This is a genomic window from Pseudomonas sp. GW821-FHT09E04 (genome assembly GCF_059416185.1).
Window position 1 is genome coordinate 26529 of record NZ_JBWKOR010000007.1, and the last position, 13855, is coordinate 40383.

At 61.4% G+C, this 13855-nt stretch carries 10 protein-coding genes; all 10 read left to right on the forward strand.

The features are described from left to right. Positions 1-483 precede the first annotated feature (483 nt). Positions 484-1884, forward strand: a complete 1401-nt coding sequence (locus AC07N4_RS24070) for a polynucleotide adenylyltransferase PcnB (protein WP_493066720.1) — start codon at positions 484-486, stop codon at positions 1882-1884. A 3-nt stretch (positions 1885-1887) separates the two neighbouring features. Beyond that, positions 1888-2373: a 2-amino-4-hydroxy-6-hydroxymethyldihydropteridine diphosphokinase gene (gene folK / locus AC07N4_RS24075; protein WP_493066719.1), complete on the forward strand. Its 486-nt coding sequence runs from the start codon at positions 1888-1890 to the stop codon at positions 2371-2373. A gap of 320 nt (positions 2374-2693) precedes the next feature. Then, positions 2694-3494 (forward strand): 3-methyl-2-oxobutanoate hydroxymethyltransferase, encoded by an 801-nt coding sequence (panB, locus tag AC07N4_RS24080; RefSeq protein ID WP_096820903.1) that lies wholly within the window; start codon positions 2694-2696, stop codon positions 3492-3494. Further along, positions 3491-4351: a pantoate--beta-alanine ligase gene (gene panC, locus AC07N4_RS24085; protein WP_102621082.1), complete on the forward strand. Its 861-nt coding sequence runs from the start codon at positions 3491-3493 to the stop codon at positions 4349-4351. The genes panB and panC overlap by 4 nt, the downstream gene beginning before the upstream one ends. A gap of 358 nt (positions 4352-4709) precedes the next feature. Further along, positions 4710-6374, forward strand: a complete 1665-nt coding sequence (gene pgi / locus AC07N4_RS24090; RefSeq protein WP_192559014.1) for a glucose-6-phosphate isomerase — start codon at positions 4710-4712, stop codon at positions 6372-6374. A gap of 114 nt (positions 6375-6488) precedes the next feature. Next, positions 6489-8426: an acetate--CoA ligase gene (gene acs, locus AC07N4_RS24095; protein WP_493066718.1), complete on the forward strand. Its 1938-nt coding sequence runs from the start codon at positions 6489-6491 to the stop codon at positions 8424-8426. 50 nt (positions 8427-8476) lie between these two features. Next, positions 8477-9346, forward strand: a complete 870-nt coding sequence (locus AC07N4_RS24100; protein ID WP_493066717.1) for an oxygenase MpaB family protein — start codon at positions 8477-8479, stop codon at positions 9344-9346. 54 nt (positions 9347-9400) lie between these two features. Then, a complete protein-coding gene (locus AC07N4_RS24105) occupies positions 9401-10417 on the forward strand; it encodes a class I SAM-dependent rRNA methyltransferase (RefSeq protein WP_493066716.1) in 1017 nt (338 codons plus the stop codon). Between the two features lie 122 nt (positions 10418-10539). Further along, positions 10540-13491 carry a DUF748 domain-containing protein gene (locus tag AC07N4_RS24110; RefSeq protein WP_493066715.1) on the forward strand — a complete coding sequence of 984 codons (2952 nt, stop codon included), beginning with the start codon at positions 10540-10542 and terminating at the stop codon, positions 13489-13491. After that, entirely contained in the window at positions 13491-13787 is a 297-nt protein-coding gene (locus tag AC07N4_RS24115; protein WP_102621087.1) for a DUF2845 domain-containing protein, read from the forward strand. Before AC07N4_RS24110 ends, AC07N4_RS24115 begins: the two co-directional genes overlap by 1 nt. Positions 13788-13855: the final 68 nt, after the last annotated feature.

A 13855-nucleotide genomic window follows, 5' to 3' on the forward strand; every position in this document is an offset into this window, starting at 1 on the left:
CACGCACAATAAAAACAAGACGGCGAGAGGCGCAGCTAACTGATTCTTTTGGAGAGGCGTTGTATTTGGGGCTTGCCCCACGACCAGGCCGAGAACAACAAAAACTGTCTTAAGACAGAGCCTGTACTGGTTGGATCGAGAGATCACTGCAATTCAGCGACCAAAGCAATCCGTTTGCTCTTGGCTCCCGATTGGGAGGGTCATGAAGGAAAAGCTTCATGGCGAGGGCACTCAACAAAAACAAGAAGCCCGAATCAATAATAAAAAGAGCACGCAACTACTTCTTGGGGAGCTTCGGCTCCCCTTGTAGTTTCTCCCCCGCAGCAAAATCCCCCTCACTCATCCTTTTCGACGCCTTTAGCCTGCGGCTTGCAGCGCAAAATGCCTGCGTCCTACACCATCACTCGACTAAATGCTAGAATCCCGGCCCATCATGCGGTCATTCTTTGGTCTGGCCGAACATTCCTTCAAACAGTGCATCCCATGCTGAAGAAGTTGTTCCAGTCATTCCGAACTCCCGTTCGTCGTACTCAACACATCCGTAGCACGCCTGAAGTCCTCAACAGCGGCCAACATTCGCTGCAAAAGGGCCAATTCAGCCGTTACGCGGTCAATATCGTCGAACGTCTGCAAGGCGCCGGTTACCAGGCTTATCTGGTCGGCGGTTGCGTGCGCGACATGCTGCTGGGCATCACGCCCAAAGACTTTGACGTTGCCACCAGCGCTACCCCCGAGCAGGTCCGCGCCGAATTCCGCAATGCGCGGATCATCGGCCGCCGCTTCAAGCTGGTGCACATCCATTTCGGTCGCGAAATCATCGAGGTCGCGACCTTCCGCGCCAATCACCCGCAAAACGAAGATGACGAAGACAGCAACCAGTCTTCGCGCAACGAGAGCGGGCGCATTCTGCGCGACAACGTCTACGGCACGCTGGAAGAAGACGCGCAACGCCGCGACTTCACCATCAACGCCCTGTATTACGATCCGGTCAGCGAGCGCATTCTCGATTACGCCAACGGCGTGCACGACATCCGCAATCATCTGATCCGCCTGATCGGCGACCCGAAGCAGCGTTACCAGGAAGACCCGGTGCGGATGCTGCGAGCCGTGCGTTTCGCCGCCAAGCTCAACTTCGGCATCGAAAAGCACACCGTCCAGCCGATCCGCGAACTGGCGCCGATGCTGCGCGAGATTCCGTCGGCCCGGCTGTTCGAGGAAGTGCTCAAGCTGTTCCTCTCCGGACATGGCGCCATCACCTTCGAAATGCTGGTCGACCTGCAACTGTTCACGCCGTTGTTCCCGGCCAGTGCCGATGCGCTGGAATACAACCCGGAATACACCCACACGCTGATCAGCGAAGCGCTGACCAACACCGATCTGCGGATCAAGCAGAACAAACCGGTGACCCCGGCATTCCTGTTTGCCGCATTGCTGTGGCCTGCCCTGCCGGCCCGCGTGTTGCGTCTGCAAGAGCGTGGCATGCCGCCGATTCCGGCGATGCAGGAAGCCGCCCACGAGCTGATCGCCGAACAGTGCCAGCGCATTGCGATTCCAAAACGCTTCACCATGCCGATCCGCGAGATCTGGGACATGCAGGAACGCCTGCCGCGCCGCAGCGGCAAACGCGCCGACCTGTTGCTGGACAATCCGCGCTTCCGCGCCGGCTACGACTTCCTGCTGCTGCGTGAAAGCGCCGGCGAGCAGACCGATGGCCTGGGCGAATGGTGGACCGATTATCAGGACGCCAATGACAGCGAGCGCCGCGACATGATCCGCGACCTCAGCGGCAAGGAAGACGGCGCCAGCGGTGCTCCGCGCAAGCGTCGCCGCAGCAGCGGTTCCAAGCGCAAACGCGCCGGCGCACCGAGCGCCACGGGCGAATAAGGCATGGAACGCATCTATATCGGCATGGGCAGCAATCTGGCTGACCCCGCCGAACAACTGCGCAGCGCGGTCGACGCGCTGGGGCAATTGCCAGACAGCGCACTGGTCGGCGTCTCGGCCTTTTACCAGAGCGATTCGTTGCTGCCGGGCCAACCGCGTTACACCAACGCGGTCGCGGCGCTCGACAGCACACTCGCCCCGCTGGACCTGCTCGATGCCCTGCAAGCCATCGAAAACGGTCAGGGCCGCGAACGCCTGGAGCGCTGGGGCCCGCGCACGCTGGACCTGGACATTCTGTTGTTCGGTGACCGGCTGATCGACGAGCCGCGCCTCAAAGTCCCGCATTACCACATGCAGGAACGCGCCTTCGTTCTGTATCCCCTGGCCGAACTGGCCCCCGAAGATCTGCGCCTGGCTGATGGCCGCACCCTTGCCGATCTTCTCGCAGCCTGCCCGTTCGTCGGCCTCGAGCGCCTCGCCCACGCCTGACCCAAACCGCCGATGCGGGAGCAAACTGGCTCCCGCATTTTGCGTTCTTGTAGGACAAAAACTCCGCAGATCAGGCCCGCCGGCCCGCTGAATCGCATCAGTAACGCCGGTAACACTCCCGTCGTAACAATGCGGTAACACATGCAATTGACTTCCTGAGGCCTCATCACGACTATAGGCGTCCCGCTGCCGCCAACCCGGCATACAAGGGCGCAATCCAGGCCTTATAAGCACGACAAAAGAGCGTGCGCCTGAGTAGATGACGAATCACGCGCGTTACTCGCAGTAGTTTCCAAAGCGCCTGAACGAGGATTTCTTACATGCCAGCCATCACCCTGACCACGCTCCAGAGCCTCAAGCAGAAAGGTGAAAAGATCACCATGCTGACCTGCTATGACGCGACCTTCGCCCACGCCTGCAACGAGGCCGGTGTCGAAGTGCTGCTGGTGGGCGACTCCCTCGGCATGGTCCTGCAAGGTCACGACAGCACCCTGCCGGTGACCATTGCGGAAATGGCCTACCACACCGCCAGCGTCAAGCGCGGCAACACCGACGCCCTGATCCTGGCCGACCTGCCTTTCATGGCCAACGCCACCCTTGAACAAACCATGACCAACAGCGCCATGCTGATGCAGGCCGGCGCACACATGGTCAAGGTCGAAGGCGCGCTGTGGCTGGCGGAGTCGATCCGCCTGCTGGCCGAACGCGGCGTTCCGGTCTGCGCCCACATGGGCCTGACCCCGCAAGCCGTGAACATTCTCGGTGGCTATAAAGTGCAGGGTCGCAACGAAAACCAGGCACGCCAGATGCGCGCCGACGCGATCTCCCTGGAGCAGGCCGGCGCGGCCATGTTGCTGCTGGAATGCGTGCCGAGCGAACTGGCTGCCGAAATCACCAGCGCAGTAAAAATCCCGGTGATCGGCATCGGCGCCGGCGCCGACACCGACGGTCAGGTCCTGGTGCTGCACGACATGCTCGGCCTGTCGATCAGCGGCCGCGTACCGAAATTCGTGAAGAACTTCATGCAGGGTCAGGACAGCATCCAGTCCGCATTGAAGGCGTACGTCAGCGAAGTCAAAGCCGCCACTTTCCCTGGGATCGAACACGGATTCTCTGCATGAACACCGTTAAAACCGTACGTGAACTGCGCGCTGCCGTGGCGCGCGCCCGCAGCGAAGGCAAGCGCATCGGCTTCGTGCCGACCATGGGCAACCTGCACAGCGGCCACATCGCACTGATCACCAAGGCCAGGCAGCGAGTGGACTTCGTGGTCGCGAGCATTTTCGTCAACCCGCTGCAATTCGGCGCCGGCGAAGACCTCGACAAATACCCGCGCACCCTGGCGGCGGATCAGGAAAAACTGCTGGACGCCGGCTGCTCCCTGCTGTTCGCCCCGACCGTCGAAGAGATGTACCCCGACGGCATGGCCGGCCAGACCCGGGTCAGCGTGCCGCACTTGTCCGAAGGCCTGTGCGGCGCCAGCCGTCCGGGGCACTTCGAAGGCGTGGCGACCGTGGTCAGCAAACTGTTCAACATGGTTCAGCCGGATCTGGCGATCTTCGGTCAGAAGGACTACCAGCAACTGGCGGTGATCCGTGCGCTGGTGCATGACCTGAACATGCCGATCCAGATCATTGGCGAGCCGACCGTGCGTGCCGCCGACGGCTTGGCGCTGTCGTCGCGCAACGGTTTCCTCAGCGAGGAACAACGTGCCGTGGCGCCCGTGGTCTATCGCGCCCTGAGCAGCATCGCCGAGTCGATCAAGCAGGGCGAGCGCGACTTCCCGGCCCTGATCCAGGCACAGCGGCAACAGCTGGAAGCCGCCGGCCTGCGTCCGGACTACCTGGAAATCCGCCACGCCCTGACCCTGCGTCCGGCGACGGCGGAAGATCGTGACCTGGTGATTCTGGTGGCTGCGTTCCTCGGCACTACCCGGTTGATCGACAACCTGCACCTGAATCTCGATACCCCCGCCTGAGCACCGCAATATCAGAATGTGAGAGTGAGCCTGCTCGCTCTCACATTCGTGTCACCTCCTCTTCCAAACCGTATTGCTGACCACCAGACCATCGGGCAAACTGCCCGCCGATCCACTGCGCGCGAAAAGCAGGGACTTGCTCGTATTACCCGCCGTCTGTCGGCGTCTGCTGTTATCGATGTTAAAAAAGTACAGGTAACAGGTCAGAAGAAGCCAAGACAGATCGCAGCGCTAGGTTTACTGTATTCGCCCTGCGCCCGTGTAATCGTGTCGACGCAGTTGCCCCCTCGCCCAAACATGGCGGGGAGGTCTTTTCAGTGTTCAAAAGGCCGTTCAAGTAAAAAGGAAAACCGCAGCGATGGCGTACTACCGCACTCCTCATGACGTTACCGCTCTGCCTGCCTGGCAAGCGTTGAAAGACCACCGCCAAGCCATGCAGGATTTCAGCATGCGCGAAGCCTTCAACGCCGATCCGCAGCGCTTCAATCAGTTCACCCTCAGCAGCTGCGGACTGTTTCTCGACTATTCGAAGAATCTGATCAACGCCGAGACCCGCAACCTGCTGGTGGGCCTGGCCAATGAAGTCGATCTCAAGGGCGCGATCAAGGCGCTGTTCGACGGCGAAATCGTCAACTCCTCCGAAGGCCGCCCGGCGCTGCACACCGCCCTGCGTCGCCCGGTCGGCGACAAGCTGTCGGTCAACGGCGTCAACGTGATGCCTGAAGTACACAAGGTGCTGAACCAGATCACCGATCTCGTGGGCCGTATCCACGACGGTCTGTGGCGCGGTTACACCGAGAAGCCGATCACTGACGTGGTGAACATCGGCATCGGTGGTTCGTTCCTCGGCCCTGAGCTGGTCTCCGAAGCCCTGCTGTCCTACGCCCAGAAAGGCGTGCGTTGCCATTACCTGGCAAACATCGACGGCAGCGAATTCCACGAGCTGACGCAAAAACTGCGCGCAGAGACCACGCTGTTCATCGTTTCTTCGAAGTCGTTCAACACCCTCGAAACCCTGAAAAACGCCCAGGCCGCGCGCGCCTGGTACCTGGCTCAGGGCGGTTCGGAAGCCGAGCTGTATCGTCACTTCATCGCCGTATCGAGCAACAACGCGGCAGCCGTGGCCTTCGGTATCCGCGAAGAAAACATCTTCCCGATGTGGGACTGGGTCGGCGGTCGTTATTCGCTGTGGTCGGCCATCGGTCTGCCAATCGCCCTGGCCATCGGCATGTCCAACTTCAAGGAACTGCTGTCCGGTGCCTACACCATGGACCAGCATTTCCAGAGCGCGCCGTTCGAACAGAACATGCCGGTGCTGCTGGCCCTGCTCGGTGTGTGGTACGGCAACTTCTGGGGCGCGCAGAGTCACGCGATCCTGCCGTACGACCACTACCTGCGTAACATCACCAAGCACTTGCAACAGCTGGACATGGAATCCAACGGCAAGAGCGTGCGTCAGGACGGCACCCCGGTGTCGACCGATACCGGTCCGGTGATCTGGGGTGGCGTAGGTTGCAACGGTCAGCATGCTTACCACCAGTTGCTGCACCAAGGCACCCAACTGATCCCGGCCGACTTCATCGTGCCGATCGTCAGCTTCAACCCGGTGTCCGACCACCATCAGTGGCTGTACGCCAACTGCCTGTCCCAGAGTCAGGCACTGATGCTCGGCAAGACCCTGCCGGAAGCCGAAGCCGAACTGCGCGACAAGGGCATGAGCGAAGCCGAAGTGCACAAACTGGCACCGCACAAGGTGATCCCGGGCAACCGTCCGAGCAACACCATCGTGGTCGAGCGCATCAGCCCGCGTCGTCTCGGCGCACTGGTGGCGATGTACGAACACAAAGTCTTCGTGCAAAGCGTGGTCTGGGGCATCAACGCCTTCGACCAGTGGGGCGTGGAACTGGGCAAGGAACTGGGCAAGGGCGTCTACAACCGCCTGGTCGGCAGCGAAGAAACCGCCGCCGAAGATGCTTCCACCCAGGGCCTGATCAACTACTTCCGCGGCCGTCACCGCGGCTGATCCTGCACTGAACACACCCCCTCGCCATGAGGGGGTGTTTGTTTACGGGTCTTGAACCCTCCCCGCTCTCGGCGCATCTTTATCCTTGTCGCATAACAAGAATAAGGAACCGTCATGTTCGATATCAGCACGTTCCCCAAAGCCGATGCCGTCCGCCGGGCTGCCCAGTTGAGTCAGGACGACTACCATCGCCTGTACCGCGAATCCATTGAACACCCCAGCACCTTCTGGGCCGAACAGGCCACGCGCTTCCTCGACTGGAGCACACCGTGGCAGACCGTCCAGCGCTATGACCTGAAGACCGGCGAGGCTTCCTGGTTTGCCGGGGCGAAACTGAACGTCAGCTACAACTGCATCGACCGTCACCTGGAAAAGCGCGGCGATCAGATCGCCATCCTCTGGGAAGGTGACGACCCTGCCGAATCGACGCAAATCACCTACAACAAACTCCATCACCACGTCTGCCGCCTGGCCAACGTGCTGAAAAGCCGTGGCGTGAAGAAAGGCGACCGGGTGTGCATCTACATGCCGATGATCCCCGAAGCGGCCTATGCCATGCTCGCCTGCACGCGGATCGGCGCGATTCACTCGGTGGTGTTTGGCGGTTTCTCCCCGGACTCGTTGCGCGACCGCATTCTCGACGCCGACTGCCGCACCGTGATCACTGCAGATGAAGGCGTGCGCGGTGGCAAGTTCGTGCCGCTGAAACAGAATGTCGACAAGGCCCTGTTGAGTTGCCCGGACGTCAGCACCGTCGTGGTAGTCGAGCGCACCCAGAACAAGATCGACTGGGTCGAAGGCCGCGACCTCTGGTATCACCAGGCGGTGCGCGACGTCAGCGACGATTGCCCTCCGGAACCGATGGACGCCGAAGATCCGCTGTTCATCCTCTACACCTCCGGCAGCACCGGCAAACCCAAGGGAGTGCTGCACACCACCGGCGGTTACCTGCTGCAAGCGGCGATGACCTTCAAGTACGTCCTCGACTACCGCGAAGGCGAAGTGTTCTGGTGCACCGCCGACGTCGGCTGGGTCACCGGCCACAGTTACATCGTCTATGGCCCGCTGGCCAACGGCGCGACGACGCTGATCTTCGAAGGCGTACCAAGCTACCCAAGCACGTCGCGGTTCTGGCAGGTGATCGACAAACACAAGGTCAACATCTTCTACACCGCCCCCACGGCCCTGCGCGCACTGATGCGCGAAGGAGCAGGTCCCTTGCAGGAAACGTCGCGACAGAGCCTCAGATTGCTCGGCAGCGTCGGTGAGCCGATCAACCCGGAAGCGTGGGAATGGTATTTCAACGTCGTAGGCGAACAGCGTTGTCCGATTGTCGATACCTGGTGGCAGACCGAAACCGGCGGCATCATGCTCAGCCCGCTGGTCAGCGCCCAGCGGATAAAACCGGGCTGCGCCACCCAACCGATGTTCGGCGTGCAACCGGTGCTGCTCGACGAGCATGGCAAGGAAATCAAAGGCGCCGGCAGCGGCGTGCTGGCGATCAAGTCGAGCTGGCCGGCGCAGATCCGCAGCGTCTATGGCGATCCGCAACGCATGGTCGACACCTACTTCAAGCCCTACCCCGGCTACTACTTCACCGGCGACGGCGCCCGCCGCGACGAGGACGGCGACTACTGGATCACCGGGCGCATCGACGACGTGATCAATGTCTCCGGCCACCGCATCGGCACCGCCGAGGTCGAGAGCGCGCTGGTGCTGCACGACAGCATTGCCGAGGCCGCCGTGGTCGGTTATCCCCATGACGTCAAAGGCCAGGGCATCTATGCCTTCGTCACGCCCATGAACGGTGCCGAACCCAACGACGAACTGAAAAAGGAACTGCTGGCCCACGTCAGCAAGGAGATCGGCAGTTTCGCCAAACCGGACCTGATCCAGTGGGCCCCGGCCCTGCCGAAAACCCGTTCGGGCAAGATCATGCGGCGGATCCTGCGCAAGATTGCCTGCAACGAACTCGACAGCCTCGGCGACACCTCGACCCTGGCTGACCCGAGCGTGGTGCAGGGGCTGATCGACAAGCGCCTTAACCAGTAGAATCACGGGCGCGGTCAACCGGCCGCGCCGCCCTTCATCACTGAGTTGCCATGGAATTCATCCGCAGCCGTATCGAAAACCAACTCATGAGCCTGACCGGTCTGTCCCTCGGCCAGCTCGATCTGGAAAACCCCAAGGGCGATCCCGGCCTGTTCGGCCCGGACTCGATCAGTTGGCAAGTGCACGGCGACTTCAGCAGCATGCTGATCGGCGGCATCAGTGCCTTGTTGCTGCAAGCCCTGCACCCACTGGCACTGGCCGGCGTCTGGGATCACTCGAACTTTCGCCAGGACATGCTCGGCCGCTTGCGCCGTACCAGCCAGTTTGTCTCCGGCACTACGTTCGGCTCGAAACGGGACGCCGAATGGCTGATCGAAAAAGTCCGCACCATTCACCTGCAAGTCGTCGGCACCGCGCCGGATGGCCGGCCCTATGCGGCCAGCGATCCGGATCTGCTGACCTGGGTGCACGTGGCCGAAGTCAGCAATTTTCTCGCCGCCCATTTGCGTTACCGCAACCCGCAGTTGTCGCCGGTAGACCAGGATCGTTACTACGCGGAAATCGCCGTGGTCGCTGAACGCCTCGGTGCCCGGGATGTACCGAAATCGCGCCAGGCCGTGGCCGATTACCTGCAGCGCATGCGTCCGCAGTTGCTGTGTGACGAGCGCAGCCGCGAAGTCCTGCTCCTGTTGCTCGATGCCCCGGCACCCAGCGTTCTGGCGCGGCCGTTTGGCGACCTGATGATGAAGGCCGGCATCGACCTGCTGCCGGACTGGGCCAGCGACATGCTGGATGCCCGCCAGAACCCGCTGCAACGCCAGTTGATCCGCGCCAGTGTCAAACGCAGCGCGCCAATGCTGCGCTGGGCGATGCGCAATGGATCGGTTCAGCGGGCCCAGCGGCGGATGGGGCTGAGCTGAAGCTCAGTAACTGCTAAACTCCCGCGCCCCGATTCCCTCCAGCAAGGCGCAAGCATGTCTTCCCTGAATCAGGCGCTGCGCGCCGCCCTCGATCAACGCCAGGATCTGCTCGCCGAGCTGCACCGCCAGGGCACCGACTGCTATCGCCTGTTCCACGGCAGCCAGGAAGGCGCCGGCGGCCTGACTATCGACCGCTACGGCCCGCAACTGATGGTGCAGAGCTTCCACCAGACGCTGGAACTCGCCGACCTGCTGCAACTGCACGCCACGGTGAATGAAACGTTGGGATTGCAAACCTTGCTGGTTTACAACGACCGCTCCCGTGGCAACTCGCGCATCGATCGTGAAGACAGCGTGTACCGCGCCGACGACTCAGCGCTGGTTGATCTGGTCGGCCACGAATGGGGCCTGAACTACCGTGTGCGCGGGCGCCACGCCGGTCAGGATCCTCTGCTGTTCCTCGACCTGCGCAACACCCGCGGCTGGGTCAAGGTTCACGCCAAGGGCAAAAGCGTGCTCAACCTGTTCGCCTACACCTGCGGCGTCGGTCTCAGTGCGGCCGCCGGCGGTGCCCGCGAGGTATGCAACCTGGACTTCGCCGAGGGCAATCTGGCGGTCGGGCGCGAGAACGGTTTGCTCAATCCGCAACTGCCGACCATGGAGTTCATCCAGTCCGACTACTTCCCGGCGATTCGCCAGTTGGCCGGTCTGCCGATCAGTCAGCGTCGCGGGCAGAAACTGCCGAGCTATCAGCGCCTCGAACAGCGTCAATACGATCTGGTGCTGCTCGACCCTCCCGCGTGGGCCAAAAGTGCGTTCGGCACGGTCGATCTGCTGCGTGATTATCAAAGCCTGCTCAAGCCAGCCCTGCTGACCACTGCCGACAATGGCGTGCTGATCTGCTGCAACAACCTGGCGAAAGTCAGCATGGACGACTGGCGCGAACAGGTGCTGCGCTGCGCCGAGAAAGCCGGGCGCCCGGTACGTGAGTGGAGTGTGATGACGCCGGGTGCCGACTTCCCTTCGCAGGATCAACAACCGCCGCTGAAGACCCTGATTCTTCAGCTCTGATTTTCTGGTTCTAAAGTCGCGCAGGAAATTTCCCACAGAAAAATCTGAACAATCCTGATCACAGGCTATTACTTCGGAACCGGAATCGCGTGCCATACTCCAAGGCACTCCGATTCAGACAGATGAAGCCGCACATGCCCAAAGGATTGATTCGCGCGATTGGCGCCTTGTTGACCGCTCTGGCCCTCTACAGCCTGCTGGGGTTTCTGATTTTGCCGGGCATTGCGCTCCGGGTCGCCAACCAGCAACTGGCCAACTACGCGACGGTGCCTGCGCACATTCAGCGTATCGAACTCAATCCGTTCAGCCTCGAAGTCACGCTTTGGGGCCTGGTCATCGGCGAGCCGGGCAAGGAACAGGTCGGTTTCGAACGCCTGTACGCCAACCTGCAACTCGACAGCCTGTGGACAAAAGCGCTGCACCTGTCCGACATCGAACTGGATAAACCCAAGACCGAAGTCCTGTTCGCCCAGGACGGCAAACTCAATCTGCTGGGTCTGTTCAAGTTGCCGGCCAGTGAACCGACGCCGGCCGATCCGAATGCCAAACCGTTTCCGCTGCGCATCGACCGGATCAAACTGGCCGGCGGCAACGTGCACTTCCAGGACTCACGCCCGAGCGAACCGATCGAGTTCCTCTACGACAAGCTCGATTTCGAACTGAACAACCTCAGCACCCTGCCCGACGACAACGCCGACATGACCCTGGTCGCCATCGGCCCGGCCGGTGGACAGATCGACTGGAAAGGCAACTTCAGCCTGATCCCGATCGCCTCCGAAGGCACGCTCAAAGTCACCGATGGCCAGATGAAAGCCTTCTGGCCCTACGTGCGCGACGCGGTGCCATTGGTACTGGAAAACGGCGTGGTCAGCCTGAGCACTGACTACAAGCTCAACCTGTCCAAGGAAACCGAACTGCTCTTGAGCAACGTCTCGGTCAGTGTCGCGCCGTTTGCGATCAAGGCCCCGGACGGGCGCCCGCTGGCAAAACTCGACCGCCTCGACGTCAGCGAAACCACCGTGGACCTGGCCAAACAGCAAGTGGTGGTCGGCAAGATCCGCAGCCAGAAACTCGAAACCTGGGCCGCCCTTGAGGCGGACGGGCAACTGGACTGGCAGAAACTGTTCGCCAGCCAGCCGTCGAGACCTGCCGCCAAAGCGGCGGCGGAACCGAAAAGCACTCCGGCGGCTGCCGACTCACCGAAACCGGAACCGGCCGCACCGGGAAAACCGTGGCAGGTGCTGCTCAAGGACGTGCAACTGCGTGACTACAAAGTGCATCTGGCCGACCGCTCGGCGAAGCCGGAAGTCACGCTGGATGTCACGCCGCTGAACCTCGACCTGCAGAATTTCGACAGCCTCAACGGCTCGCCCTTCAACGTCAAACTGGACACCGGCCTGGGCAAGCAAGGCAAGATCAGCGCCGACGGCGTGGTCAATCTGGCACCGGTCACGGCCCAACTCAACGTGAAGACGCAGGACATCGACCTGCGCGTCGCCCAGTCCTACATCAACCCGTTCATTCGCCTGGAACTGCGCAGCGGCATGCTCGGCAGCGATCTGAAAGTGAATCTGAAAAGCGTCACACCTCTGGCACTCAGTGTCACCGGTCGCGCCCAGGTCGATCAGTTGCACACCCTCGACACCCTGAAGACCCGCGACTTCCTCAAGTGGCAGCAAGTGGTGGTCGAAGGCCTGAACTATCAGCACGGCGACAACCTGTCGATCGACAGGATCAACCTGTTCCAGCCCTATGTGCGATTCATGATCAACGATGACCGCACCACCAACATCGACGACTTGCTGATTCCGCAACCTGCCGATTCCGGGGCGAAAACCGCAGCGGCCAAACCAGCCGGCAACTCGAAACCGCTGGGCATTCATATCGGCGGTATCGCGATCAATGACGGCTCGGCCAACTTCGCCGACTTCAGCCTGACCCCGAATTTCGCCACCGCAGTCCAGCAGCTCAACGGCCAGATCGGCACCATCGACAGCCGTCAGGCGAAACCGGCCAGCGTCGACGTCAAAGGCAAGGTCGACCGCTATGCGCCGGTGACCATCAAGGGCGCGGTCAACCCGTTCGATCCGATGGCCAGTCTCGACATCGCCACCAGTTTCAAACGGGTCGAATTGACCACCCTGACGCCCTACTCCGGCAAGTTCGCCGGTTACCGGATCCGCAAGGGCCGGCTCAATCTCGACCTGCACTACCTGATCACCAAGGGCCAGCTCAAGGCCGAGAACAAAGTGGTGGTCGAGCAGCTGCAACTGGGTGAGAAAGTCGACAGCCCGGATGCCGTGAGCCTGCCGCTGAAACTGGCGATTGCGTTGCTCAAGGACGTGGACGGCAAGATTTCCATCGAGCTGCCGGTCACCGGCGACCTCAATAACCCGCAATTCAGCGTGATGCCGATTATCTGGCAGACCCTGCGCAATCTGGTCGTCAAAGCCGCCGCCGCACCGTTCAAGATGATTGGCGGGCTGATCAACGGGGGCGGTTCCGAAGACCTAGGCACCGTGTCATTCGCACCAGGTTCCAGCGAACTGAACAAGGACGCCGAAGCCGCGCTGGTCAAACTGTCCCAGGCCTTGAAGGAACGTCCGGCCCTGCGCCTGGAAATCGAAGGCACCGCCGCCCAGAGCAGCGACGGTCCGTTGATCGCAGAGCAGCGTCTGGAACGTGAATACCAGTACAACTACTACAAGATGCTGCAGCGCCGTGGCGACAAGGTGCCGGCCCAGGCATCACTGATCCAGGTCCCGGATAACGAAAAAGGCCCTCTGCTCGAAGGCATCTACCGCACTCGTCTGAAAACCCAGCCGCCGGCTGAATGGAAGGATCTGGGCAAGGAAGAACGCACCGCGAAAATGCGTGCGGACGTGATCAAGTTCTGGAGCTCCAGCGATGTGTTGCTGCGCCAACTGGGTCAGGACCGTGCCAGCAGCATCAAGGATTACCTGGTGGACAAAGGCCAACTGGCCGACGACCGCGTGTACTTCATCGACGCCAATCTCGGCGAAGCGGAGAGCGACGGCCGCGTGGTGACGCAAATGCATCTGGACGCCGAGTGATGAACAGCCAATGGCTGGCGGCAATAGTGCTGGCGCTCGTCGCCAGCCAGGCGTCGGCGTCCGATACGCTGCGCTGCGGCAGTCAGTTGGTCAGCCTTGGTGACCGTTCCAGCGAGGTGCTGCAAAAGTGCGGTGAACCGGTCAGCCGTGACGTACTGGGCTACAAGCGCAGCGCCAATCGCCGAGAAGAGTTTCAGGTCGAGGAATGGACCTACGGCCCGAGCAACGGCATGTACCAATACCTGCGGTTCGAAGGTAACCGCCTGCGGCAGATCAACAGCAAACGTGGCAACTGACCTCCCCCCATTGGTTTTCCCGTCCCTGAAATAGAACAGGCCCCGACACGAATGCCGGGGCCTGTAAT